Below are 24,013 nucleotides of genomic sequence, written 5' to 3'. Positions count from 1 at the left end.
GTGCATAGAGAAGGCCCTCTAACCAGCTAGGTAGAGGGCCGCAAAGCTCATTACATTTTGCGGGAAGTCAGTTTCGCTTGCGAGAAGAGCAGCAAATAGTCGTAACCGCCTGCTTTGGAATCCGTACCGGACATATTGAAGCCGCCGAACGGATGCACGCCTACAAGAGCTCCTGTACACTTACGGTTAATGTATAGGTTACCGCAGTGTACAGTCTCAAGTGCCACTTCGATGCGCGCTTCGTCTGTCGAGAAGTACGAGCCTGTCAGACCGAACTCTGTATCGTTGTACATCGCAATCGCTTCTTGCCAATCCTTTGCTTTCGCAATCGCAAGAACGGGTCCGAAGATTTCTTCCTGCATGATGCGCGCCTTGCCGCTCACATCGCCGAATACAGTCGGTTGAATGTAGTAGCCATTGCCTTCTGCTGCGCCGCCGCCTGCAAGCAGTGTACCTTCTTGCTTGCCGACTTCAATATAATCAAGGATACGATCATAAGACGTTTTATCAATAACCGCACCAATTGCATAATTGTCTTCCTGCGGTCCAACCTGCAGCTGCTTTGTCAGTTCCGCTACGCGTTCGACAACTTGATCGTATACCGATTCAACGATGATCGCACGAGAGCCAGCAGAGCACTTCTGGCCTTGGAAGCCGAATGCCGCTGCCACGATAGCAGTCGCTGCTGCTTCCAGATCTGCCGTTTCGTCAACGACGATACCATCTTTACCGCCCATCTCCGCAATAACGCGCTTGATCCAGATTTGGCCTGGAACCGTGTCTGCCGCAAGCTTGTTAATACGAAGACCGATTTCCTTGGAGCCTGTAAAGCTAATGAAGCGAGTCTTCGGATGAGTCGTCAAGTAGTCGCCTACTTCAGCACCGCTGCCTGGAATGAAGTTGATGACGCCAGCTGGCAAGCCCACTTCTTCCATCAGCGCAATAAATTTATGCGCGATTACCGGAGTCGTCGATGCCGGCTTCAGCAATACTGTGTTGCCTGATACAACTGCGGCTGCCGTCATGCCCACACAGATCGCAAGCGGGAAATTCCACGGTGGTATAACAACGCCAACGCCAAGCGGAATGTAAGTGACATGGTTGTCTTCGCCTGGAATCTTCGCGAGCGGCAACGTTTCATCGACTTTGCTCAGACGAATCGCTTCACGCGCATAGAACTCCAGGAAGTCGATCGCTTCTGCTGTATCAACGTCAGCCTCTACATAGTTCTTGCCGGATTCGAGCATCATGAGTGCGGAGAATTCATGCTTGCGCTCACGCATTAGCTTCGCAGCTTGGAACAGATATTCCGCACGCTCGCGAGCAGGAACCTTCTTCCAAGTCTCGAAAGTTGCGAGTGCAGCTTGCATCGCTTGTTCAGCCAGCTGCTGATCCGCTTTGCTCACATAACCGATAATTTCGTCCACATTACCTGGGTTGATCGACGTGATTTTTGCTTCCGTCTCGATCTTCTCGCCGCCGATTGTAAGCGGGTAGCCCCGTCCAAGCTCTGTCTTTACTTTCGCAATCGCTGCTTGTATTGCTTGCTTGTTCTCATCGAGTGTGAAGTTCGTAAACGGCTCATTCGCATATGGTTTCACTTGTGTGTAAGGTGTTGTTGTCATGGTAGGGTAAGGCTCCTCTCCGTATATCCGGTTATTTTATTTAAACATGTTCTTAAGCACGAACCATACATTGGCCGGACGCTCCGCAAGGCGGCGCATGAAATAACCGAACCAATCGACGCCATAAGGAACATAGACGCGTACTCTGTAGCCTTCGCCAGTGAGCTGCTTCTGCAAATCTTCGCAAATGCCGTACAGCATCTGGAACTCGAAGCGGTCCTTCGCGATACCATTTTCTTGCACAAGCGTCTTCGTATAATTAATGATCGCCTCGTCGTGAGAAGCGACAGCTGCATAATTGCCATTCAATAAGTGTTGCTTGATGATCTTCTTAAGATTCTCATCGACGTCCTTCTTCTCTGGAAAAGCAACCTCAGGCGACTCCTTATATGCGCCTTTCACGAGACGAAGGTTAGCGTTTAGCTCGTTCAGATCGACAATGTCTTGCTCAGTGCGGAACAAGTAAGCTTGAATCACGATACCGACATTATCGAATTCTTGACGAAGCTCGCGGTAAATATCCAACGATACTTGGCAATGCGCGTGATCTTCCATGTCGATACGAACGAAATTATTGTGCATTTGGGCCCGGCTCAGGATACGCTTCATATTGCTCACGCATAGCTCTTTGCTAATATCGAGGCCAAGTGACGTCATCTTGAGCGATAAGTTCGATTGCACGCCTGAGTTTGCGATCGCATCCAGCGTCTGAATGCACATGTCTGCAGACTCTGCTGCTTCCGCTTCACTAAATACAAATTCACCAAGATGGTCCAACGTTGCGACGCGGCCATCGTCATTTAAATTGCGCACGGCTTCGATCGATTGTTTAATTGTCTCGCCAGCAACGAAACGCGCTGCTCCAAAGCGCAGTCCATATTTCTTGGCAAGTCGGTTCGCTGACCGACTCTTGCCCAGCGCTTGAAACATGTTGCGCAGCATCATTTCCATATTTTATACCCCCGTTGGAGTTGTACACTGTTGTTCAATTTCTCTACATGAATTGTACAATAATATTTATGATTTGAACAGTATATGTTCAAAATTCATGTTTATCCACTGCACTGGACAATTATACAGAACATAATTGACAGATTAATGAGACAATGATTGATCTAAGTGTTGAAGGTATGTTAAATTTGATGCAAATCACAGTAAGCGGAGAGGACATCTATGTTCAAAATTGAACAGCACTACTTGTACACCAATTTCATTTCGCTTCCTACTGGCGCAACAATTGAACATGTGCTCCATGCGCTCACGGAGAAATCCGCTGCAATCATCGAGCTTGCAGATCACGCTGATCGCTCTATTCTGATTTTGCCAGAGGAGCTCCCTATTATTGAACGCTGCTTCATGAATCGCGATATGGATGCTGTGGAAGCGCTACGGGACTTCCCTTATTACGCGACTATTTGTAACAGCTCCACCGATTTGCAATCGGAACTTCAATTACTGAACGATCGTCCACTAGTCATTAGGGCTGATAACAGTGAAACCATTATTGGCTATGTGCCTCTAAATAAGCTACTGAGCCACAGTATGAAGGAACAGCAGCGTTGGTCAGCCTATTTCTCCACATTGGCAGAGACGGTTACAGAAGCGGTTACTGTCGTGGATCGAAGCGGCGAGGTTATTTGCTGGAATCCGGTCGCCGAAGATATTTATCATTTGCCTAAGGCGGATATTTTGGGTCGGCGAATCGGGGAGCATTTTGAGAAAGAAACGCTTATGGTGCTCAAAATTCTTGATGAGGGCAGACTCATTCGCAACACGTATCACCGTCCTCGCTCGGACACGCATGTACTTATTAATGCCTCCCCTGTTCGCGATGCGGAAGGGACGATTATCGGCGGAATCGCGGCTGAGCAGGACATTACTCAGCTGGTGAAGCTGAATGAAGAGCTGACGAGCGCCCATACTTACGCCCATCAGCATCGGACGGCGAATACGGAGCTATTCTCGCTTGTAAAAGGAAAAGGTCCTGCCATCTTCCGCGTCATTCAATGGGCACGTAAGGTTGCGGCTGCTGACACTCCTGTTCTGCTCATAGGAGAGAGCGGAGTTGGCAAAGAGCAGCTCGCGCAGATCATTCACAACTCCAGCCCGCGCGCGGAGCAGGCGTTCCTCTCCGCCAATTGCGGTACCGTGCCAATGGGCCTGCTCGAGAGCGAGCTGTTCGGATTCCAAGGCGGCGCGTTTACCGGCAGCGAAGCTGGACAAGCCGGCAAGCTAGAGCTTGCGAAAGATGGCACGCTGTTCTTGAATGAGATCGACCGGCTGTCGCTCGAGCTTCAGGCGAAGCTGTACCATTATCTGTCGCAGCAGACCATTGTGCGTTCAGGAGGCAATAAACCTATCGAGCTGCGCACGCGAGTTATTGCGGCATCGACGCAGGATCTCGCCGCTAAAGTCGAGAAAGGCACATTCCGCGCCGATCTCTATTACGCGCTTAATGTCGTTTCTATTGCGATCCCGCCGCTGCGCGAGAGGATCGAAGACATTCCGGCAATGATTCAAATGTACTTGAAGCAATTCTCGCTGCAGTATCAGAAGCCACTCCCTTCCCTGTCGCCGGAAGTGATGCTCGCCTTCTCGAACTACAGTTGGCCAGGCAACATCCTCGAGCTGCGCAATGTGCTGGAGCGTTGTGTCATTCTGTGCGATGACGATATGATTACGCTCGAGCATCTGCCCCCTGTCTTGCAAGCGAAGCAGCCTAGCTTAGTGCTTCAGCAGTTGAGCGATGCCAACTTCGCCGCAGCTTCGGCAATGGCCGAGAATAGGCTGCGCCCAACTGTTGCCGCTGAAGCGGATGAGCAAACGCTCATTCATGATGCGTTAGCGAAGACCGCGGGCAATAAGAGCGCGGCAGCGAAGCTCCTTGGCGTCTCGCGCGGCACACTATACAACAAGATGAAAGAATTCGGGCTGGAATAACGTTAGTAGCAGGCCATCTCGCGCCAAGCAAAAAGCCGTTACAGTGATTATCTCGCATCCATGCGGGATCTTCACCGTAACGGCTTTGTTCATGTTTACTTCACTTCACTTTACTTTACAGAATGCGTTTGCCCAGTAGCGATGCAATAAGTCCAATAGCGAGACGAGCTGTCCGTCTGCTCTCATCCAACTTGGAGTTCACTTCGACAACGTCGATGGAACGAATGAGGCCCGTTTCTGCAAGCAGCTCACATGCAAAATGCGCTTCCCGGTACGTCAGACCGCCCGGAACCTGCATGTCAACTCCTGGTGCTTCAATTGGGTCAAGACAGTCTGCCGAGAAGCTGACATGAATGCCGTCTGTGCCGTTTCCAGCGACCTCAACCGCCTTCGAGATTACTTTCTCGATTCCCATACGGTCAATCTCGTGCATGGAGAATACGGTAATGCCCTCAGCTTTAATGATTGCGCGCTCTTCCGGCTCCACGTCGCGCACACCGATCAGGACAACGTTGGCTTTGTCTATAGCATTCTCGCGTACATCTCGATTCAACTCAGCCAGCTTCAACTTTGCTTTGCCAAGTGCAACGGATAGCGACATGCTGCCCATTCTGCTAATCGGATGCGACTCTTCTGTCTGCAAGCCTGGATGTGCATCGAAGTAGATTACACCTAGCTTTCCCACTTGCGCAGCCATCCCGGCGAGTGCGCCTATCGTCACGCTGTGGTCGCCGCCAAGCACAAGCGGCAGATGCCCTTTGCTCGCTGCAAGTGACACCTGCTCCGCAACAAGAGCGCCCATCTCTTTCACTTCTGCGAGATGCTTCACGCCACCGATATGGTCTCCTGTTGTTGCTGCCGGGTGGGAGGGTACTTTCACTTTATGCTCGCTTGCAACTTCGAAAGCGGTTTTGCGAAGCTGTCTCATGAGGCCGATCTGCACCATGCTCTCCGGGCCTTCTTCCGTCCCAGGACGGCCGGCTCCAAGGCCGAATGGCACATGAATTAAGCTTAGCTTCTTCGTGCGGTTTGCTGAATTTGTCGATTCTGTCATGTTCTGCACCGTCCTCTACTTAGAAAAGCTGTTTAATGCGCAAGATCGCCCAATCGAGCTGCTCCTTCGAAATCGTAAGCGGAGGCGCGAAGCGAATGGTCGTCTCATGTGTTTCTTTGCATAGAATACCAAGTTCTTTCAGCTTCTCGCAATAGGGACGTGCTTCTCCATGCAATTCTACCCCGATGAACAAGCCACGGCCGCGTACTTCTTTTATAGCAGGGCTGTTAATTTGACGCAATTTCTCGATAAAATAATTCCCTAGCTCATTCGAGCGCTTCACCAGTTCTTCGTCCTGCAGCACGTCGAGCGCAGCAATCGCAACTGCACAGCCGAGCGGGTTACCGCCAAAAGTGGAACCGTGAGAGCCGGGACTAAACACGCCGAGAATGTCCTCATTCGCTGCTACAGCCGAGATCGGGAACACGCCGCCGCCGAGCGCTTTGCCCATGATGTACATGTCAGGGACGATGGATTCCCAGTCGCTCGCAAACATGCGGCCCGTACGCCCGAAGCCAGTTTGAATTTCATCCGCCACGAGCAGTACATTGTTCGCCTTGCAGAGCTCTGACGCTTTCCCCAGGAAACCTTCCGGTGGCATTACGATGCCTGCTTCGCCTTGAATCGGCTCGACCAGAAAAGCAGCCGTGTTTGGCGTAATCGCGGCCTTGAGCGCTTCAATGTCGCCATAAGGGATGATTTTGAACCCTGGTGTGAATGGGCCGAAGCCTTGCTTATATTCATCCGAGGAGGAGAATGAAGTGATCGTAATTGTCCGTCCGTGGAAATTGCCATCGCACACGATAATTTCCGCTTGATTCTCCGGCACCTGCTTCACGCTGTAAGCCCAGCGGCGAACCGCCTTCAGCGCTGTTTCTACCGCTTCCGCGCCTGTGTTCATCGGCAAAATCATCCTCTTACCCGTAAGCGCCGTCAGTTTCTCATAGAACAGCCCGAGCTGGTCGTTATGGAACGCACGCGAAGTGAGCGTGACTTTATCCGCTTGCTCCTTGAGCGCCGCGATGATACGCGGATGGCGGTGACCATGGTTAAGCGCCGAGTAAGCGCTCAGCATATCCATGAACTTGTTGCCTTCCGGATCCTCAACCCATACACCTTCCGCCTTCGAAATGACAATTGGCAGCGGATGATAGTTATGCGCGCCGAAACGCTCCGTTTGCTCGATAATGCGGCTTGTTGTCGTTTCCATCCTGCCACTCTCCTCTATACTTATCTCCTGTATCGTATGCACCTACAGGATACGTTCGCCAAAAACAGAGCCGATCAATTCAACTGCCGCAACGGCTGTAATATTATGCTGATCAAGCATCGGGTTCACTTCCACAAACTCCGCAGATACAAGAATATTGCGTTCAAACAGAAGCTCCATCGCAAAATGGCTCTCCCTATACGACATGCCTCCGTTCACAGGAGTACCTACACCTGGCGCCACGCCTGGGTCCATGCCATCGAGGTCCAAGCTCAGGTGGACGCCGTCGGTTCCGTTCGTGACGATCTCCATCGCTTCTTCCATCACCTGCTTCATACCGCTCTTGTCGATGTCATGCATCGTGAACACGCGTATTCCTTTTTGTTTAAGGAACGCACGCTCGCCTGGATCGATCGAGCGAGCGCCGATAATGACCACATTTTCCGGAAGCAGCTTGTTCTCCGCCCCGCCAATGTTAACAAGTTCGGGATGTCCGTATCCGAGCGCCGCAGCGAGCGACATGCCATGAATGTTGCCAGACTGGGTCGTCTCATGCGTGTTCACATCCGTATGCGCATCAAACCAGATAACGCCGAGCCGTTTCACGTGCTGCAGGACGCCCTTGATTGTTCCAATTGCAATGCTATGGTCACCGCCCAGTACGAGCGGGAATTGGCCTTTGCCCATTTCACTTGAGACGCGTTCGCACAGCTCCTGATTGACGCGTACGATTTCGCTCAGATGCTTCAGCTTCTCTCCTTCTTGGGGAGCAGTGAGCATCCGGTGGACATCGAGGTTGCCCAAATCATTTATGTTAAAGCCAAGCGCTTTCAGTCGTTCATGCAAATTCGCGCCGCGGATCGCATCCGGTCCAAGGTCGACACCTTTACGGTCTGCGCCGTATTGCAGCGGTACACCAATAATGGAAATGTTGTTATTCTTCACCGCGTTCATGTGCAGCACTCCTTCCATCTTTTCGTGTACATGTATTGTAACATAGCCCGTTTTCGCGAAAAAATTGAATAAATCAATGATTACGATTGGAAATGCTTATGCATCAAGAAGGAACGAAAAGTCTGTTGTTCGACTACATCGCGAGGGAGAGCAGCAGTGCGGCGACTCCCACGCGCCGAAGTCGAAGGGACTTGCCGGTTGACGGTAAGATACAGGTCCGCCACAGTCACGGTAGGCTGCCTCAGCACAAAAAAACCTCCACTCCCCGCTAACTCGCGAGAACTGGAGGTTAAACACAAACTTGCCGCTTAGCCGAGCCCTTTATCCCCATTCCTTCCAAATCCGCTGCACGATCTCGGAGAAGGAACGGATATTTTGCTCGTCGGCACGTTTTTTTAGGATGACCATAGACGTTTCGATAACACCAGGGAAGCGGTGGATCTCGGCGAGTGTGCCTTTGCGTAGCTCTTCTTCGACGAGCGCCGATCCGAGAAGGGCCGTGCCTGTGTGGTACATCACGGTCCGCTTGATCGTCTCGTCGGATACACATTCGATGTACTTGTCCGGCGTGATGCCATAATCCTGCAAGCATTCGTTCACCAGCCGCTGGATGTTGGAGCCCGACTTGTACGTGATGAACGGATACGACGCCAGCAGCTCCTGCGTATCGTGCTGCTCGAAGAGCTCCTTCGTCGTCACGAGCACGAGGTCTTCTTTACCGAGCGGCATCGTTTCCATCTGCGGGGAATCGCATGGCCCTGCGATAATCGCCAAATCCGCTTCGCCCACCGCGACCTTCTTCATCGCATCGTTGCTGTCGCAGGAGAACAGCTGTAGCTTTACCTTCGGATTTTCCGAAATATAGGAATGGATGATGAGCGACAAATATTGCGTACAATAAAATTCAGGCGCTGCAACAGTGAGCAAACCATGAGGGTCATCAAGCTTGCGCAGCTCGGCTTCCATTTCATCCATGAGCGCAAACGTCTGATCCACATACTGCTTCACTACTTTGCCCGCAGGGGTCAAATACGTTTTCTTCCCCACTCGGTCGAGCAACGTCACACCGAGCTCGCTCTCCAATGACTGGAGCTGCAGCGTAATGGTTGGCTGCGTGTATCCGAGCTGATCAGCCGCTCTCGTTAAGTTAAGCGTATCGGCAACAACCTGGAATGTCTTATATTTCTTGAAATCCATCGCACTCACGCCCTGTAAACGTTGATGAATCATTATAGCCTGCCAAATAACAGAAGGGCAAGCTGTAATAGCCTGCCCTCACGTCGACCTTGCATTCTTCATCCGTATCATCGAGAAATTTACCGTCGACGTCAGCACCGCATCTCGAAGCTGCTGCAAACTCGGCATAACGCGAAGCTCCACACCAGCGCTTACAATCCACTGAAGCAGATCATCCATCCGCTCGACCGAGACCGGCTTCACTTCCTTTGTCGCTGTATAATACCCCGCATTCGCTTCGTACAACTCGAAGTCCGCATCATCAAATCTGTACCGATACAATACCGTCGTCCGCAGTCGATCCAGCCAAGCAGACTCAATCGCCAATAGCCGCTCCGTACAAGACAAACCGAAGAACCGCTCTCTGTCTTCAGCAGTCGTCCCCTTCATAGGCCACAAACAGATCCGAGGACAATCCCGCGGGAAGTAATAATGCACCGCATAGAAAGCGTCAATCGCCCACACCATCGCCGGTTCGTCAAGCCGGTATTCCAGCTGTCTCGGCGTAAATAACTTGATATTCGGGTCTTCGCTAAAGTGATACAACAAGTGAGGCGCACCGTCCTATTTATGTTCGACTATGTCCGACCCTTACCCAATTATCCGATTTCCATCAAAATATCATCTTCATGATCATTAAACCGCAGGTACAGATCCTTCTCTTCCAGATACCATAAATTGTCTTCTTCCATGTAGAACGTAATCCCTTCCACAACCTGATGCAGGCCTGGATTTCGAGGTGTATCCTTCATTACTCCGAGCGAAAAACCAGGTTGAACGCTGCCGCTGCCACCTAACCGAACGAATATCCGCAAATGATCGCCACTAGTTAAATCCAATTCTCTCATATACCAGCGTGCAGCCGACTGTTCCACCACAATTCTCATCGCGCCCATCTCCTCGTTTTGGATACGGTTACATGTAATATATACGCCACCGAACACCAAATTACCTCTTTGCCAATTATGGAAAAGGATAGCTTTATAACCCACGACCGTGCTCCTGCTGCTGCCGCTTCAATCGAATATACGCGAGGATTGCCAAATAAACAAGTAAGCCCATCCATACAAAAAAGATCGACAGCTTCTGCCCGCGCGTTGGCTCAGTTGACGCATCAGCCGACTTAGCAACCGCAGTGCTAGCTATATCTGCAGTCATTTCTGGAGACTCCGCAATCACCGATTCTACCGTCGGCTTCACCGGTTCCATCGTACCCGCCTTGACCGTGCCAAGCGAGCTGGTAACCATCACATCGCCGTCTTCCGTCACGCCCACGCTAGGTATATCCCCTTTACGCAGCACCGCCCATATCGGCTCTCTCGCGATAAAATGCGCTGGCTCCTCGCTCATAAATGGATAAGCTTGATCGCTACTTATTACCTGCTGAAGCTCATAACTCGCAAATCCATAGTCGAGCAAATTGCGCATATCCTTATACACAACTGCCTTCGAAGGCGACTTCAACAGGACACCGATCAACTCCATCCCATCTCGCTTTGCCGAAGCAACCAGTGTAAAACCTGACGCTTCTGTATAGCCATTCTTTATGCCGGTTGCGCCTTCATAGTCCTTGAGCAGCTCGTTATGGTTGATGAGCGTAGACGTCCATTCTTTGCCGACCCAAGGCATCCGCTTCGTAGCCACGATCTGGCGGAACTTCTCGTTCTGCATGGCATACCTCGCGATATTGGCCATATCGCGCGCCGTCGTCACCTGTGTCTTGTCCGGCAGGCCGCTCGGATTAACGAAATGGGTATGCTCCGCGCCAGCCTTTTCTTTCACCCAAGCGTTCATCCGCTCAGCAAACTTCGCCTTCGTACCATCCATATATTCAGCAATCGCAGTCGCTGCGTCATTGCCCGAATTCATTAGCATACCATACAGCAGCTTCTCCAGCGTCACCTGCTCGCCTTCTGCCAAGTAGATTCGTGTGCCGTCTTCACCGCGCGCTTCTTTAGAGACGGTTACCAAGCTTGATAAAGCGCTTTCATTCTCTAAGGCTACAATGCCGGTCACAATCTTCGTGATGCTTGCTGGAAATTGCTCCTTATCCGCGTTCTGCGCATACAGAACAGTCCCCGTTTGGGCATCCATGAGCACAGCTGACTCAGAAATGATATTCGGTTCATCATTGGTTAGCCCTTCCGCATGCGAGGGCGACGCAAGAAAACATACTTGGATAAACAACAATAAACATGCACTGAAGCAGCTTGTTCGGCGCAGTTTCAGCATAAGTGTCAACCTCCCAGAGCCTTTCACATGAAACGATAATCAACTATAAACGTACCATCTGGACGGGATGTACTTCAATTATTATTTTATGGGACAAAATAAGGGCTGCCCCGGAAGCTAATTATCAGCTTCACATTAAGCAGCCCCTCGCGTTTTATTGCTTCATATCTTGCGGATGCGAATCTTCGAGCAGTGCAACGACACTTGCGTTGGAATCGACCTGCGCGGGGTTCTTACAGCCTGGAATTACAGCGGTAACGGCTGGATGCTTCAAGCACCAAGCAAGCGCCCATGCCGCCATATCAACGCCTGATGGCACCTCTTCCTTCGCGATCCGCTCCACTTCCTGCAGCTTGAGCAGCGTGCTCTCCTGGTCATGGCGATGACGCACATCAGTCGTGTCGAACACAGCGCCCGGCTTGTACTTGCCGCTGAGATAGCCGCTTGCAAGCGGGACACGCGCCAATACGCCAAGATCCTGTCTGATACAGGATGGGAATACGTCTTTCTCAGGAGCTTGATCCAGACGGTTATATACCACTTGGATGACCTTCGAACCGACCTTTGTGGAGGCATCAACTTGATGCGAGTTGCTGTTACTCCCGATAGAAGTACCGAGATGTCTGATTTTGCCCGCAGCTACCTGCTTATCGAGCACCGTCCAGAGCTCATCATTATCGAACACGGCATCCGGGCCGGAGTGGAACTGGTAGAGATCTATGTAATCTGTCCGAAGCGCTTTCAGCGAGGCATCAAGCTGCTGCACGATGTCTTCCGGCGCGAACTTATCCGTCCGGGTGAAGCGCTCATGGAAGTGATGGCCGAATTTCGTAGCGACGACCCATTCTTCCCGCTTCCGGCGTGAAAGATAATCCCCGATGAACGCTTCCGACAGATGGTCGCCATAGCACTCCGCCGTGTCGATCAAGTTAATACCAAGCTCTGCTGCACGGTCAAGAATCGCGTCCGCTTCAGCCTGCGTATAATCCTGACCCCACTCGCCTCCAAATTGCCATGTACCAATACCGATAACAGATACGTTCAGATCCGTCTTGCCAAGTCTCCGATATTTCATAAATCGCCACTACTCCTCTTATACGGTTATTTTGTTCGCCTGATAGACAAGTGCTGCTGCGATTTGAGCTGCTGAATCAGCAGCGTAAGGCTTGCTGACGCACAGTGCTTGGCGGCGCATCGCCTCCAAATGCGAAGGGTTGCTTAGCAGCATCTGGACTGCGTGCTTCAGTTCATCGAGACTGGACAGATGCATCGCCGCACCGGAATGACGCAAGAAGTTCGCGTTGTCGATTTCCTGGCCTGGCAGCGGTTTGTAGATCAGCATCGGCAGCCCCGATGCAAGCGCCTCCGAGGACGTTAGCCCTCCCGACTTCGTAATGAGAATGTCGGCAGCTGCCATCAGCTCCGGGATACGATCCGTGAAGCCAGTGACGACCAGCGGCACTCGCGAAATCTCACGAAGCCGGCTAAGCTGCTGCTTCAATTTATCATTATGCCCGCAAACGATGATGAGCTGCAAATCCGGACGTTCATGGCTTTGCACCCAGCTGCACAACGACTCCGTCACTTCCTGCCCCATCAAGCCATTGCCACCGCCCATGACGAGTAGAGTCGGCAGCTCGCTTCGCAATCCGAGCTCAGCCCGAATCGCTTGTTTGTCATAGGAACGGCTGTATTCAGGACGGATTGGAATGCCTGTGACTGCGATGCGACCAGGATCGACGCCAACCCTTGTTAAGCGTTGCGCGACTTCCTGAGAGCCGACGATATATAGGTCTGTTTGCGGGTGAAGCCAGTAGCTGTGGTCTGTAAAATCAGTAATGACAGTAATAAGCGGAGCATGGCAATACCCTCCTACCTTCATGAGGGAAGCAGCGCCGGCCGCCAGTGGGAATGTTGAAATAATGGCCGAAGGCTTCACTCGATCCAGCATGGCGAGAAATTTGCCAAGGCCGAATCCGTGCATATACTTGAGGCTGCTGGACAGCCGATTCTGCCCGCGCGTCTTACTGTATATATAACCATAAGTACGAGGAAATGATTGCACGCCGTTCAAATACATATATTTGCTGAACGGATGCACAAGCGGATGCGCCTGTGCCATATAATCCATAACAATCGTGGGAAGCTCCGGATGAGTCGCCTTTATCGCATTTCGCAGCGCCGCCGCAGCTTGAATATGACCTGAGCCGTAGTCTCCGGTAAGGATGAGTATCGGTCCCCGTTCCATCTGCTTTGCTCCCTCTCTCCACATGATCTGCGAGCAGCCAAGCCATGCCGTACAATCAATATACGTGGCGTTCAAGCGGTAAATGCGTCAATGTGTACCCTTTACGAAATTGTTATCTGCGCTATACACGGCGAGAACGGCAAACCATCCACGTCTCTCCAGGCTGAAAAATATGATATTTCTGTCCGCGGTACTTCTGATACAGCTCCTCCACAAATCCGCTGATGCCTTCACTGTTGTTTGGGTACATATCGAAGTGGAGCGGAACGAGCATATCCATCTTTACTTCCCACGCGAGCGCTGCCGCTTCGCGTGCATTCATATTGCCGACGATGCCTGCCCGGTCCCGAAACAGATCTCTTCCGTTAATCGGCAGCATGCCAACATCAATGTCAAACGTCTTCAATATCGTAATGAGCTGTTCTGTCACGAGCGTATCGCCAGCATGGTAGATCGTGAGCCCGTCCCATTCGAGCATATAGCCCAAATAACGGTCCCAGCCTTCGTTGTCGACTTCCCGCGCTTCATGCCAAGCCGGAATCGGACGAATAATGAGCCCAGCCTCGCACAGCATTGGCGCGCCATGCTTGAGCTGCACCAGGCGGTGTTCCTCAATGCCCGCTTCCCGAAGCATCGGTGCACATATACGAGGACTTGCAATCTTACAGCGAGGCGAAGCTTCTACAATAGCCAGCAGCGTCTCTGGATCCATATGATCCAAATGTTCATGCGTGATGAGAATGAGATCAATGTCTGTTAAGCTGCTAGGCTGTACCGGCGGCGGATAATTGCGAATCCAGAAATTAGCCGGCTCCGTTACCAAACGATCCACCGAATCAGTGAGATAAGGATCAATCGCAACCGTGAATCCATTGCGGCGAATAATGACGCCAACCTGGCCAATATACTGAATTGCTGCTGTTTCAACACTTCTATTCGAATTCATGGCAAGCACGCTCCTCTCCCTTTAAGCGTAACAGAAAAACCCGCGATACGTAAATCGCGGGTTTCCTAATTATTACTATTCATCTTCAGCTTCGACGAATCTTTGCAAGGCAGTAAGCTTATTTTCCCAGTACCGTTCATAGTAGTTCAACCAGTTTTTAAGTTCCTGTAAAGGCTGTGTCTCAAGCCGGTAGCGTGTCTCGCGCCCGACCTTCCGCTCCTTCACAAGCCCCGCTTCCGCAAGAATACGCAGATGCTTGGAAACCGCAGTACGCGTCATAGTAAAATGGCCTGAAATCGCAGTGACCGGCATTTCATGGTCAACAAGAAGCTTTAGCACCTCGCGGCGGGTAGGGTCCGCTATCGCTTGAAAGACATCATGCTTCCCGGATGGCAGCGCCATATTAAGCTTCGACGAACTTGCCAAGTGCGCGGTGGATACCGGCCCAGCCATCGTTCATCCGTTCGCGGATAGCGGCATGCGGCATACCGTGCTCGACAATGTCTGTTCTCCAGCCTGCGTGAATAAGCGTGCACTCGGTCTCATTATCAGCAAGCTCATTCAAAAGAATCGTAAGCGTCCAATGTACTCCCCAACTGAACGAAATGCGGTTAGGCGCTTCCACTTCCTTCACGATGCATGTCTGAACGCCGAAAGGTCCTGCATCAAGTTTGAACTCATGGCCAACGACTGCTTCAAGGTCATTGGGCATAAACCAGGTGCTTAGTCCCTTCGAGGTCGAGACAGCGTCCCATACTTTGAGAATCGGTGCTTTGAATGTAAGTGTTTGGCTAATATCTGGAAGTGAGTTTTGTGTTTCCATGTAGGCGTTATCTCCTTCGAAGTGTTAGATTCATTTGGATGGATTTGAAAAAAGCAAAACCATTTGGTTTCGCTTTTGATTATATGACACCTTTTGGTTTCATGTCAATTGACGATTACTGCTTATTTTTGTGCTCATTCTCCATGCCGTGGTCTTCCCATCTTCTCGAATACGCTTTATTCGTCACCCAAATGGTAATCCAAGTGACTAATATCGCGATAATTGCTGCCGAAATCCAAACTCCTGTCGGTACACCCATCTAATCTCTCTCCTTTACCTGAAGGGATGCTTGCCTCTATATCAAAAGCATAACAGATGTCATTTGGTTTCGACAAATGAACACATTTTGACTTTTTCACACTATTGCAGCAAATCTGCTTAAGGTGCATAATGATGAAGGTCGTTTTATAGATATTAAGCATGATCCCGTGTAAGAAAGGAAACTAGAATTTGAAGCTAGCACCAACATCATCCAAACTGCCCGTCTCTCCTGTCATCCCGCTGCTAATCGGCATGCTTGCGATTTCGTTCGCGCCTATACTTGTCCGTTACTCACACGCGCCTGTATCTGTCCAAGGTATGTACCGAATGCTGTTCACCTTCGTGCTCATGCTGCCTTTCGGTTCCAAACAGTTTGGTGACGTGAAGCATATTTCGAGGAAGGATTGGCTCATGCTCATCCTCGCCGGCATCTTCCTGGCCCTGCATTTCCTGCTCTGGATGGCATCACTGACGTACACATCCATTGCCAGCTCCACCATCCTGCTTGCGCTCGAGCCTGTATTCGTCTTGGTAGGGGCGTACTTCCTGTTCCGAGACAAAGCGAACAAACTAGCCATTATCGGCATAGTCATCGCGCTAGTCGGCGCTATGGGCATCGGCTCAGGCGATATTGTATTGTCGTCGCGCGCATTCTTCGGCGACATGCTGTCATTCCTCGGCGCACTCGCTGTATCCGTAAATATGCTGCTTGCGAAGCAAATTATGAAGCGCGTCTCGTCGTACTTGTACAGCTGTATCGTGTTCGGCATTACGACAGTATGCTTCTTCATCTACAATGTTACGATGGGCATCTCGATGACGGATTATGCGCAGCGTGAATGGATCGTGTTCCTGCTGCTCGCCATCGTACCAACTGTGTTCGGCCATCTGATCTTCAACTGGCTGCTCAAGTACGTCAAGCCGACGACGATTTCCATGTCAGTGCTGGCTGAGCCCGTTGGAGCAAGCCTCTTGGGCATGATGCTGTTTAGCGAAATGATAAGCGGCTTCCAGCTCATCAGCGGAGCTTTTATCATCATCGGACTCATCCTATACATGCGTGCTGAGAAGCAGAAGCCTGTGGAGCAAAGTGCTCAGCAGCCTGTGAGCGCATAATAAGGCAACAAAAAAAGCCTGATTGTGAACTGACCCCAAAAAGTTAGACACAACTATCGTTAAGCAACCTTTGAGGCATGAGTCCGGTAATGTACGGGGCTCATGCCTTTTAGTTTCGCTTTGATTCGTTTGTGATTATAGTAAGTCATGTACTCGTCCAATTCCTGTTTAAACTGCTCCATACTTTCAAACTCCTGCGTGTATAGGAACTCAGACTTTAAGATGCCAAAGAAGTTTTCCATGACTGCATTATCGTAACAGTTTCCTTTGCGTGACATGCTTTGGGTTATTCCACGTTCCTTCAATGCATGTTGATAATGACGCATCTGGTAGTGCCACCCTTGATCGGAATGAATGAGTAGTGTATCTTCGGCATTCAACCTTTCATAAGCTTTATCCAGCATATTGGAAACAAGCGAGTAGACTGGTCGGGAGTCCATTGTGTAAGCGATGATTTCGCCATTAAATAAGTCGAGCATTGGAGATAAGTATAGTTTCTCCCCAAATAGCTTGAACTCCGTAATATCTGTTACCCACTTCTCATTTGGCTTTGAAGCGCTGAACTTCCTTTCTAATATGTTCGGCGCAATTTTACCCACATTCCCTTTGTACGAGCGATATTTCTTCATACGCACGATGCAGGTCAAGCCAAGCTCTTGCATGATGCGCTGCACTTTCTTGTGATTAACAAGGTGCTTCTCATTGTGAAGTTGACTGGTTATACGACGATAACCATAACGCCCTTTGTGATCATGATAGATCGCTGTAATACGAGCTTTTAAGGCTTCATCCTTGTCTGGACGATCGAATGTGCCGACCAAGTAATAGTACGTGCTGCGCGGAATCTGAGCCAACGCTAGCAACGATGTAATGGGGTATTCTTGCCTCAGCTCAAAGACTACTTTCGCTTTGTCTTGCTTCGTAATTTTTCTTTGCTTTGAACTAAGGCATTCAACTTTTTTAAGTAGGCATTCTCCATACGCAAATGCTCTAATTCAGCTTGTAACGCTTCGACAGAACCTTCAAGTGGAGTTGGTTTTTTCGTTTCATCCTTCATCGAGGGACGCCCCTTTTTCTTAGGTATTAGGGCGTCTTCACCTCGCTGCTCCAGCATCTTCTTCCATTGCAAGATGGTTGAGAGTGCTGGAACGTTAAACCTCGCAGCTGTTTCTAAAAGAGACGCCCCTGACTCGTTCATAAAATTCAGTACGTCTAGTTTAAACGCTTTTGAGTAGGTTGCTTATCTCTTGGTCAAACCTTCCTTGCCATTGGCCTGGTAAAGGGCTACCCATTTTACAACAGCGTAATGGGCCACACCAATACGTGCAGCTATCTCCCTGAAGGACTCCTTACCCAATAGATAGGCTTGTACGGCTTGATACTTCTCTTCCTCAGTAAACTTTGCCACAAAAATACACCCCACTTGTTAGATGGTGTCTAACAAGTGGGGTGCAGTTCAATTGCTCAGGCTTTTTTTGTTATGCATGTTCAATTATTCCAAGCCGTGTTCTTCGCGAATGCGGTATAAGCCTTGAATAATCGGTTCAGCCGGATCACGGTTAAGCAGATGATGTGCCATGAGAATATGCAGCGGCAATGCACAAATATTGTTGCCGTCGCTAATCGTAGGGAATCCAGCTTCCAGAACGGCTCCGTGCTGCTCGTTCAAGTCGAGATCTACATACACTTGCTCGTCAGGAAACTCCTCGCGAATCGCTTTCGCGCAATACGGAACGAGATAGTGATCAATAATTCCTTTAGCTTCATCTTCTGTTTGCGGAGGGCTAGGAAGCAATTGATCGCCACCCTTGTCCAACAGATCCAAGAAGAAAGAAGCCATCCACAACGACGGATCATCATTGTTTTGGAATATATTCAATAGTTCTCGCATGAAAAATCCGCATACTACATTACGGCCATTTAGTCGTTCAACTTTGAACACAAATAACGGTCCGTAAACTTCATGCATCATAACTTGTCCATCTACTCCGTCTTCTTCAAACTTAAAACGGAGTGCTTTCAGCCCGTTATCTAATAGGGCTTGAATGAGTTGTTTTAACTCTTCTTCCGGAATTGCTGGCAATTCCGTCTCATTCGTATTGTCTACATTATTAGTTGTCATTTTTATTCACCCGTCATTCATCATATAATGATCGTTTCTGAGTTGTCTACTCGTAATTTTTCCAAAATTGAAGTTTCCGCTATGCGCGAGGCTCCATAATGTACGCGAGCAGCAGCGCTGCAGTGTTCATAACTGCATGACTATGTGTGCGTTCCATGCTGTGGGAAGCGTGCACGCCAGGGCCGATCAGCGCCGCTTTAATGTTACTGCCTCCATGCATCGCTGCGGATGCATCCGAGCCGTAATGCGGATAAATGTCGACCGCATAGGGAAGCTCCTCACGTTTCGCAAAATCAATAAGCGCAGAAGTCATTAAGTAATCATAAGGACCGGTTGAATCTTTGGCACAGATCGACACGTCATATTCGGTTGTGGATAGGTCATCGCCCATCGCCCCCATATCGACTGCGATCATTTCTGTAATATCCTGCGGGATATAGGAGCTGCCGTGGCCCACCTCCTCATACGTCGAAATGATGATTTTGACCGTACGAACGGGTTGTTTGCCTTCATCCTTCAGCCATTTCAGTAGACCGAAGATTGCAGCTACACTTGCTTTGTCGTCCAGATGCCGCGACTTAATGAAGCCACTCGGCAGCACCCGTGTCCGAGCATCCCAAGAAATAAAGTCCCCCACGCCGATGCCTAGCTTCTGAACATCGTCCTTCGATTTGACCGTCTCGTCAATACGAATTTCCATATTCGCTTCTTCGCGCTTCAGATCGCGAGCATCCGTGAAGACGTGAACAGATGGCTTCGTCGTCAAGACCGTTCCATCATAAGCTCGCCCATCCCGCGTATGAATGAGACAGTACTCGCCTTCAACGGAATGCATCGCGTAGCCGCCAACCGGTGTGAACCGAATGGTGCCATTGCTCTTGATGGAACGAACCATGGCTCCCAATGTATCGACATGCGCAGTTAAGGCGATCACTTCATCTTCTCTCGGATCGGAGCCCGGAATCGTAATGATGCCGTTCCCCTTAGGCGTAAACTCGAGCAAATAGCCAAGCTTAGACGCCTCCTCATGAATCAGGCGCATGATCTTCATGCAGAAGCCGCTTGGGCTAGGAGTAGAAAGAAGCTGCTCGAGCAATTGAATCGTATAATGACGGTCTAAATTCGGTTTAAGAGGTATACCCATAGCTTACCATGCACTCCTTTATGAAATCGAGGGTACCTCTATCATAGCTGATTCTGAGGCAAAATCCTATTTTCTACAATCGGATAAAGAGCAGAATAACAAGTCCGCAAACCGCAAGCAGTGTATCTCGCAGCTTCCATTTCTCAGTTACCAGCAAGGTCGGCTGACGCTTCTTACCGACACCGCGGCTTTCGAGCGCATCCGAAACCTGTTCCCCGAGGCGAAATAACGCGAGCATGAACGGAACGGCTGTTTCCCGCAGCTGACGGATCGCACTGCGCCCGGATCGACGAGTCTGCTTGCCTCGCGCCAATGTGACACGGCCGAACCGCTCCCATTCAGATAACAGAACCGGTATAAATCTCAAGAGGAGCGTGACGGTTAGAATCATTTTGGTCCCCCATAGCGGTACCTTTCCCCAAATGCCAAGCAATTGTTCGAGCGACCTGCGCAGACGCAGCGGCGTGACGGCTAGCGGCAGACCTAGACCGAGCAGCATGGCAATAAACGGTCGAACGAGCGACTGCAACGATTGCAGGAAGTTGCTTCCGCTAAAATAATCACCATGTCCATTCGGACCTACACCAGCGAAAATAGACAGTGTAAGTGTGAAGACAGCAAGTGCGATAATCGCGTTTCTCCAACGCCTTAGCGGGATACGACCTGCATAGATACAAATAACAGTAAGGATGCTCATCACACCGACACCGAGCCAGGTCGATTGTGTTAGAATTGCCGCGGACATCAGGATATAAGTCAGCCATACCGAGCGCGGATCAAACTTGGTTAGTGGTGACGACTTATCTGCTGTGATATGAGCTTGAAAAGGCGTTCTGCTTGTTTGCCCTGTTTGCGAGGCAACGGTAGTGGCTTCCCGATTCGTAGCAGCCACGCTGCCGGAAGCCAGCGACTGAGCTTGCAGCTGCGGGAGAGCGCCTGCAAGCTCAGATGCACGCCAAACGGCTTCACTTGGAATGCCCATTCGGTGCAGCTGGTGCGCGATCCGCAGCCAGTCCGGCACGTCCATTCCGGCTTCGAGCAGCAATTCAGGATTTGCAAGCAGCGTATCTCTCGTGCAGAGCACTGCGCTTCCGTCCAGTTTCATAAGCATGATTCGGCTTGCCAGCTGTAGCGCCCAGTCGCTCTCATGCGAGATCAGCAGCACGCCTTGCCCTGCTGCCGCGAAGAGCGTGAGCTGTTTGCGGAGCTGCTCCTGACCGTCGGCATCAAGTCCTGCGGTCGGTTCATCAAGCAGCAGCCAGTTGGCAGGAGGAGCGAATAGACAGGCAAGCGCGGTTCTTCTTCGTTCACCGCCGCTCATGAAATACGGGTCGCGCGCAAGCCAGGACTCGTCCCAGCCGACAGCAGCGAGTGCAATTGCGATTCGTTCCCGCTGCTCGGATTCGCGTAAGCAGTAAGGCCGCAGCGTATAGTGCAACTCGTCCTTGACCGACCGCGCGAAGAGCTGTTCTTCAGGCGACTGGCAGGAATAACTATATGCATGCAGCGCTTGCGGGTTGCGTTTCAATCTTACACGGCGAGTAATTCGCGAGAGGATCGAAGTTCGTGGTGAATCGGTCCATAATTCCGTATCGCCGTAACGTATGGCTAAACCGCTTGGTCCCTGCAAACCTGCGATGATCTCCATCAGCCTCGTTTTGCCGACACCGTTAGCGCCAAGGAGTACCGTAATCTCTCCTTGCGATAGAACAATCGGTTCCGAAGACTGCGAATCTCCGTTTGATCGTTCACTTTCTATATGTACCCCAGCACGGGTGAATTTCAATCCTTGTATCGTGAGATCAGCTCGGTTCCAATTAGCAATGTTCATAATGTTCATAGCCGCGCAAGCACCTGCTCCCATTCCGCCGCTGTTTCGGGATATGGCCTTGCAAGCTTTCCTTGCCGCCCAAGCTCAAGCGCTAACGCTGGCAAATAAGGCAGCCGCAGTCCACAAGCTTGGCAGGGAGTGAAGGGATTCAGATGAAGCGCTTCTTCATGAGCGCCATATAGAAAATGCCTCCCTAATCCATCGAACACGATGTGTCCCTCTCTCATCGCGACAACCCGCGAGCCGCCTCCTAGCTCCTGCAGCCGCTGCGTCACCCACACGACTGCTGTTCCTTGCAAGTGAAGCGCACTTGCGAGGCGCATGACCTCTGCGCAAGATTGGTCGTCAAGCATGGAAGTCGCTTCATCGAAGACGATGAGCGGTGCGCTCGCAGCGGTTGCAGCCGCAACAGCAGCAAGCTGACGCTGCCCGCCAGATAAGCGATTCCACGGAACATCGGCAATCGCGAGCAGTCCTGTATGCTCCAGAACAAGCTCCGTACGCTGTATAATCTCATCCGCTTCAATGCCCTGCCACTCAAGCGCGAAGCGAACTTCTTGCCTTGGCGTTTCGGCAAACAGCTGAGAATCCGGGGACTGCATGACATAGGGCATAGGCCGGTTGCCAGCAAAACCTCGATTCCATGATCCATGAACGCCGTCAATTGTTAACCCGGCAAGCAGCCTAGCCAAAGTCGACTTTCCGCTTCCATTCGTCCCAACTATATTCACCCACTCGCTCGGTGCAATGGAGAAATCAATATGATCTAGACGAGGAGAAACCTCGCCAGATTCAAGAATACGTTCAATATTAACGTCTGTTAGAACCAAGCTATCAACTGGTGCCTGCAAGATCACAAAACTCCCTCTTCCCAAAATCGAATTCACGTGATACATTTTAATTGTTAACCACAACTAGATAACAAGGTTAACATTAGAGAGGAGAAATGACAATGGAATCATCTAAAGCTACTGCAGGCCATACTCCGATATCGGCTAGCAACCAATCCGAGACTACATACTGGATTCGCGGCATTGTGTTTACCGCATTGTTCGCAGCACTCTTCATCGCCTTCGGTTATGTAAGCATCCCACTCGGCTTCACTTCCGTACCAATTACGCTCCAGACCTTCGCCATCATGCTCGCAGGCGGTCTGCTCGGTGCGCGATACGGTTTCTGGAGCATCGCAATCGTCGTCTTGTTAACGGCCGCAGGCTTGCCTCTTCTGCACGGCAGTGGAGGACTGTCAACGATCTTCGGCTTCACCGGCGGCTACATATGGATGTTCCCAATATCCGCACTGTTGATCGGACTTGCCAGCGACCGTTTGTTCGCGCGTACCAAATCCTTGTCCCGCAATCAAATCATCCTGCTATTCATCAGCCTTGTCTTATTCAGCGTTGTCCTCGCTTACATTGGAGGCGTGCCATGGCTTGCCTATAAAGCGAACTATTCTTTCCAGAAAGCAATGGTGTCCGGTTGTTATCCATTCCTATTCGGTGATATGGTCAAAGCCATTGCAGCGACGTTCCTCATCCGAACGCTGCGCCCGCTCATGCCTAAACTCCGCTAGCCATCGCTTGAACACTAATCCGTCCAGCCGACCTGCTTTTTCAGCTCTTGCGAAAGAAGGTTTCGCAGCTCCCGCAGCGTCGGCTTGCGGATAGTAATGACCACGCTTTTCCCCTGTACATCCAACTTCTGTATATGTACCAGCTTCGGCAGCTCACTGCTAAGCGGAATTTCCATATTGTCAAAATCACTCTTCTTCAGCGTGATCCCCTTCAGCTTCGCCTCTTCGACAACAGCAACGACATTGGGCTCGCTCCATCGTAGTCCATACGTGATGACAAGTCCTGCCGGAATCCGCTTCTTATACATCACATTCACATGTGCAACAAGCTTATCCTCCTGCAGTTCAAATCTCGCCCCGGTTATTCGAATGTCTGGGCTGTAATCGGGATGCAAGCGGATAGTCGCTTTGCCAATGTTATTGATATCTGCTTCGGAGAGCACGAATTCCGTATCCAGATGACGTATCATCGTAAGTGCTCGGTCCACGATCGGAACCGGGTCGTAGTTTAAGTTCAAGTCTTCCTCTGGTTTCACGTACCAGATTGCGAGTGCGCCAGCGCCTGCAAGGAGTAGAATGAGCACTATAATAGAAATCAGCCATTTGCGAATCAAAAGGCACTCTCCTTCCTGATCCCCTTATTATAGCGCCGATTGCTCCAAACGAGAACAAGCCGCCCCCGCCATGACTGAACGGGA

The 24,013-nt window shown here is 50.7% G+C and carries 23 protein-coding genes and 1 pseudogene; 3 read left to right on the top strand and 21 right to left on the bottom strand.

Going from position 1 to position 24,013, the window contains the following annotated elements; translation table 11 throughout:
- Positions 1 to 50: 50 nt before the first annotated feature.
- Both pruA and BMY11_RS05210 read right to left on the bottom strand, forming a co-directional pair.
- Positions 51 to 1,625 (bottom strand): L-glutamate gamma-semialdehyde dehydrogenase, encoded by a 1,575-nt coding sequence (gene pruA / locus BMY11_RS05215; RefSeq protein WP_090573365.1) that lies wholly within the window; start codon positions 1,623 to 1,625, stop codon positions 51 to 53.
- 36 nt (positions 1,626 to 1,661) lie between these two features.
- Positions 1,662 to 2,576 carry a proline dehydrogenase family protein gene (locus tag BMY11_RS05210; RefSeq protein WP_090573364.1) on the bottom strand — a complete coding sequence of 305 codons (915 nt, stop codon included), beginning with the start codon at positions 2,574 to 2,576 and terminating at the stop codon, positions 1,662 to 1,664.
- Positions 2,577 to 2,798: 222 nt separating this feature from the next.
- Here BMY11_RS05210 and BMY11_RS05205 point away from each other — a divergent pair, with 222 nt between their 5' ends.
- A complete protein-coding gene (locus BMY11_RS05205; protein WP_090573363.1) occupies positions 2,799 to 4,565 on the top strand; it encodes a sigma-54 interaction domain-containing protein in 1,767 nt (588 codons plus the stop codon).
- A 115-nt stretch (positions 4,566 to 4,680) separates the two neighbouring features.
- On the opposite strand, the gene rocF (BMY11_RS05200) is transcribed toward BMY11_RS05205, so the two are convergent.
- The 13 genes from rocF (BMY11_RS05200) to BMY11_RS28730 form a co-directional block, all read right to left on the bottom strand.
- Complete coding sequence (rocF, locus tag BMY11_RS05200) at positions 4,681 to 5,619, bottom strand: arginase (RefSeq protein ID WP_090573362.1); 939 nt, start codon at positions 5,617 to 5,619, stop codon at positions 4,681 to 4,683.
- Between the two features lie 19 nt (positions 5,620 to 5,638).
- A complete protein-coding gene (locus BMY11_RS05195) occupies positions 5,639 to 6,829 on the bottom strand; it encodes an ornithine--oxo-acid transaminase (RefSeq protein ID WP_090573361.1) in 1,191 nt (396 codons plus the stop codon).
- Between the two features lie 42 nt (positions 6,830 to 6,871).
- Complete coding sequence (rocF, locus tag BMY11_RS05190) at positions 6,872 to 7,783, bottom strand: arginase (protein ID WP_090573360.1); 912 nt, start codon at positions 7,781 to 7,783, stop codon at positions 6,872 to 6,874.
- Between the two features lie 321 nt (positions 7,784 to 8,104).
- Entirely contained in the window at positions 8,105 to 9,013 is a 909-nt protein-coding gene (locus BMY11_RS05185) for a LysR family transcriptional regulator (protein WP_256217303.1), read from the bottom strand.
- A 45-nt stretch (positions 9,014 to 9,058) separates the two neighbouring features.
- Positions 9,059 to 9,568 carry a DUF6886 family protein gene (locus BMY11_RS05180; protein WP_090573359.1) on the bottom strand — a complete coding sequence of 170 codons (510 nt, stop codon included), beginning with the start codon at positions 9,566 to 9,568 and terminating at the stop codon, positions 9,059 to 9,061.
- A gap of 50 nt (positions 9,569 to 9,618) precedes the next feature.
- Positions 9,619 to 9,906, bottom strand: coding sequence for a HesB/YadR/YfhF family protein (locus BMY11_RS05175; protein WP_090573549.1), 288 nt, complete (start codon positions 9,904 to 9,906; stop codon positions 9,619 to 9,621).
- 94 nt (positions 9,907 to 10,000) lie between these two features.
- Positions 10,001 to 11,251: a D-alanyl-D-alanine carboxypeptidase family protein gene (locus tag BMY11_RS05170; protein ID WP_090573358.1), complete on the bottom strand. Its 1,251-nt coding sequence runs from the start codon at positions 11,249 to 11,251 to the stop codon at positions 10,001 to 10,003.
- Between the two features lie 154 nt (positions 11,252 to 11,405).
- The gene (locus tag BMY11_RS05165; protein WP_090573357.1) at positions 11,406 to 12,326 is read right to left on the bottom strand and encodes an aldo/keto reductase; all 921 of its coding nucleotides are present in this window, start codon (positions 12,324 to 12,326) and stop codon (positions 11,406 to 11,408) included.
- Between the two features lie 18 nt (positions 12,327 to 12,344).
- Positions 12,345 to 13,499, bottom strand: a complete 1,155-nt coding sequence (locus BMY11_RS05160) for an MGDG synthase family glycosyltransferase (RefSeq protein WP_177182501.1) — start codon at positions 13,497 to 13,499, stop codon at positions 12,345 to 12,347.
- Between the two features lie 121 nt (positions 13,500 to 13,620).
- Positions 13,621 to 14,445, bottom strand: a complete 825-nt coding sequence (locus BMY11_RS05155; protein ID WP_090573355.1) for an MBL fold metallo-hydrolase — start codon at positions 14,443 to 14,445, stop codon at positions 13,621 to 13,623.
- A 75-nt stretch (positions 14,446 to 14,520) separates the two neighbouring features.
- The gene (locus BMY11_RS05150; RefSeq protein WP_090573354.1) at positions 14,521 to 14,847 is read right to left on the bottom strand and encodes an ArsR/SmtB family transcription factor; all 327 of its coding nucleotides are present in this window, start codon (positions 14,845 to 14,847) and stop codon (positions 14,521 to 14,523) included.
- 1 nt (position 14,848) lies between these two features.
- On the bottom strand, positions 14,849 to 15,268 hold the full coding sequence (locus BMY11_RS05145) for an SRPBCC family protein (RefSeq protein WP_090573353.1): 420 nt from the start codon (positions 15,266 to 15,268) through the stop codon (positions 14,849 to 14,851).
- A gap of 115 nt (positions 15,269 to 15,383) precedes the next feature.
- A complete protein-coding gene (locus tag BMY11_RS28730) occupies positions 15,384 to 15,527 on the bottom strand; it encodes a hypothetical protein (RefSeq protein ID WP_177182500.1) in 144 nt (47 codons plus the stop codon).
- A 191-nt stretch (positions 15,528 to 15,718) separates the two neighbouring features.
- Between BMY11_RS28730 and BMY11_RS05140 the strand changes: the two genes are divergently transcribed.
- Entirely contained in the window at positions 15,719 to 16,645 is a 927-nt protein-coding gene (locus BMY11_RS05140) for a DMT family transporter (RefSeq protein ID WP_256217302.1), read from the top strand.
- A gap of 59 nt (positions 16,646 to 16,704) precedes the next feature.
- Here BMY11_RS05140 and BMY11_RS05135 read toward each other — a convergent pair.
- The 5 genes and pseudogenes from BMY11_RS05135 to BMY11_RS05115 all read right to left on the bottom strand — a co-directional run bounded on the left by BMY11_RS05135 (position 16,705) and on the right by BMY11_RS05115 (position 22,593).
- A pseudogene (locus tag BMY11_RS05135) lies at positions 16,705 to 18,053 on the bottom strand (IS3 family transposase).
- 84 nt (positions 18,054 to 18,137) lie between these two features.
- Entirely contained in the window at positions 18,138 to 18,767 is a 630-nt protein-coding gene (locus tag BMY11_RS05130) for a hypothetical protein (RefSeq protein WP_090573352.1), read from the bottom strand.
- Positions 18,768 to 18,846: 79 nt separating this feature from the next.
- Positions 18,847 to 19,911 (bottom strand): M42 family metallopeptidase, encoded by a 1,065-nt coding sequence (locus BMY11_RS05125; protein WP_090573351.1) that lies wholly within the window; start codon positions 19,909 to 19,911, stop codon positions 18,847 to 18,849.
- A 73-nt stretch (positions 19,912 to 19,984) separates the two neighbouring features.
- Positions 19,985 to 21,751 (bottom strand): ATP-binding cassette domain-containing protein, encoded by a 1,767-nt coding sequence (locus BMY11_RS05120; RefSeq protein ID WP_177182499.1) that lies wholly within the window; start codon positions 21,749 to 21,751, stop codon positions 19,985 to 19,987.
- The gene (locus BMY11_RS05115) at positions 21,748 to 22,593 is read right to left on the bottom strand and encodes an energy-coupling factor ABC transporter ATP-binding protein (protein ID WP_177182498.1); all 846 of its coding nucleotides are present in this window, start codon (positions 22,591 to 22,593) and stop codon (positions 21,748 to 21,750) included. The genes BMY11_RS05120 and BMY11_RS05115 overlap by 4 nt, the downstream gene beginning before the upstream one ends.
- A 101-nt stretch (positions 22,594 to 22,694) precedes the next feature.
- Between BMY11_RS05115 and BMY11_RS05110 the strand changes: the two genes are divergently transcribed.
- Positions 22,695 to 23,315 carry a biotin transporter BioY gene (locus BMY11_RS05110; RefSeq protein WP_090573348.1) on the top strand — a complete coding sequence of 207 codons (621 nt, stop codon included), beginning with the start codon at positions 22,695 to 22,697 and terminating at the stop codon, positions 23,313 to 23,315.
- A 14-nt stretch (positions 23,316 to 23,329) separates the two neighbouring features.
- Here the strand turns inward: BMY11_RS05110 and BMY11_RS05105 are convergent, their stop codons facing one another.
- Positions 23,330 to 23,929: a hypothetical protein gene (locus BMY11_RS05105; protein ID WP_090573347.1), complete on the bottom strand. Its 600-nt coding sequence runs from the start codon at positions 23,927 to 23,929 to the stop codon at positions 23,330 to 23,332.
- Positions 23,930 to 24,013: the final 84 nt, after the last annotated feature.

Origin of the sequence: Paenibacillus sp. OV219 (genome assembly GCF_900110075.1) — a bacterium.
Taxonomy (GTDB): domain Bacteria; phylum Bacillota; class Bacilli; order Paenibacillales; family Paenibacillaceae; genus Paenibacillus_Z.
Note: the sequence above shows the minus strand (reverse complement) of the source record. Positions and strands in the feature narration are given on the sequence as shown.

Bases quoted from the DNA above. Each gene is read 5' to 3' on its own strand.
- BMY11_RS05210 (WP_090573364.1), bottom strand. From the start codon at position 2,576: ATGGAAATGATGCTGCGCAACATGTTTCAAGCGCTGGGCAAGAGTCGG.
- BMY11_RS05120 (WP_177182499.1), bottom strand. From the start codon at position 21,751: ATGAACATTATGAACATTGCTAATTGGAACCGAGCTGATCTCACGATA.
- BMY11_RS05155 (WP_090573355.1), bottom strand. From the start codon at position 14,445: ATGAATTCGAATAGAAGTGTTGAAACAGCAGCAATTCAGTATATTGGC.
- BMY11_RS05175 (WP_090573549.1), bottom strand. From the start codon at position 9,906: ATGAGAATTGTGGTGGAACAGTCGGCTGCACGCTGGTATATGAGAGAA.
- rocF (WP_090573362.1), bottom strand. From the start codon at position 5,619: ATGACAGAATCGACAAATTCAGCAAACCGCACGAAGAAGCTAAGCTTA.
- rocF (WP_090573360.1), bottom strand. From the start codon at position 7,783: ATGAACGCGGTGAAGAATAACAACATTTCCATTATTGGTGTACCGCTG.
- BMY11_RS05150 (WP_090573354.1), bottom strand. From the start codon at position 14,847: ATGGCGCTGCCATCCGGGAAGCATGATGTCTTTCAAGCGATAGCGGAC.
- BMY11_RS05165 (WP_090573357.1), bottom strand. From the start codon at position 12,326: ATGAAATATCGGAGACTTGGCAAGACGGATCTGAACGTATCTGTTATC.
- BMY11_RS05195 (WP_090573361.1), bottom strand. From the start codon at position 6,829: ATGGAAACGACAACAAGCCGCATTATCGAGCAAACGGAGCGTTTCGGC.
- BMY11_RS05125 (WP_090573351.1), bottom strand. From the start codon at position 19,911: ATGGGTATACCTCTTAAACCGAATTTAGACCGTCATTATACGATTCAA.
- BMY11_RS05130 (WP_090573352.1), bottom strand. From the start codon at position 18,767: ATGACAACTAATAATGTAGACAATACGAATGAGACGGAATTGCCAGCA.
- BMY11_RS05110 (WP_090573348.1), top strand. From the start codon at position 22,695: ATGGAATCATCTAAAGCTACTGCAGGCCATACTCCGATATCGGCTAGC.
- BMY11_RS05185 (WP_256217303.1), bottom strand. From the start codon at position 9,013: ATGATTCATCAACGTTTACAGGGCGTGAGTGCGATGGATTTCAAGAAA.
- BMY11_RS05170 (WP_090573358.1), bottom strand. From the start codon at position 11,251: ATGCTGAAACTGCGCCGAACAAGCTGCTTCAGTGCATGTTTATTGTTG.
- BMY11_RS05145 (WP_090573353.1), bottom strand. From the start codon at position 15,268: ATGGAAACACAAAACTCACTTCCAGATATTAGCCAAACACTTACATTC.
- BMY11_RS28730 (WP_177182500.1), bottom strand. From the start codon at position 15,527: ATGGGTGTACCGACAGGAGTTTGGATTTCGGCAGCAATTATCGCGATA.
- pruA (WP_090573365.1), bottom strand. From the start codon at position 1,625: ATGACAACAACACCTTACACACAAGTGAAACCATATGCGAATGAGCCG.
- BMY11_RS05160 (WP_177182501.1), bottom strand. From the start codon at position 13,499: ATGGAACGGGGACCGATACTCATCCTTACCGGAGACTACGGCTCAGGT.
- BMY11_RS05205 (WP_090573363.1), top strand. From the start codon at position 2,799: ATGTTCAAAATTGAACAGCACTACTTGTACACCAATTTCATTTCGCTT.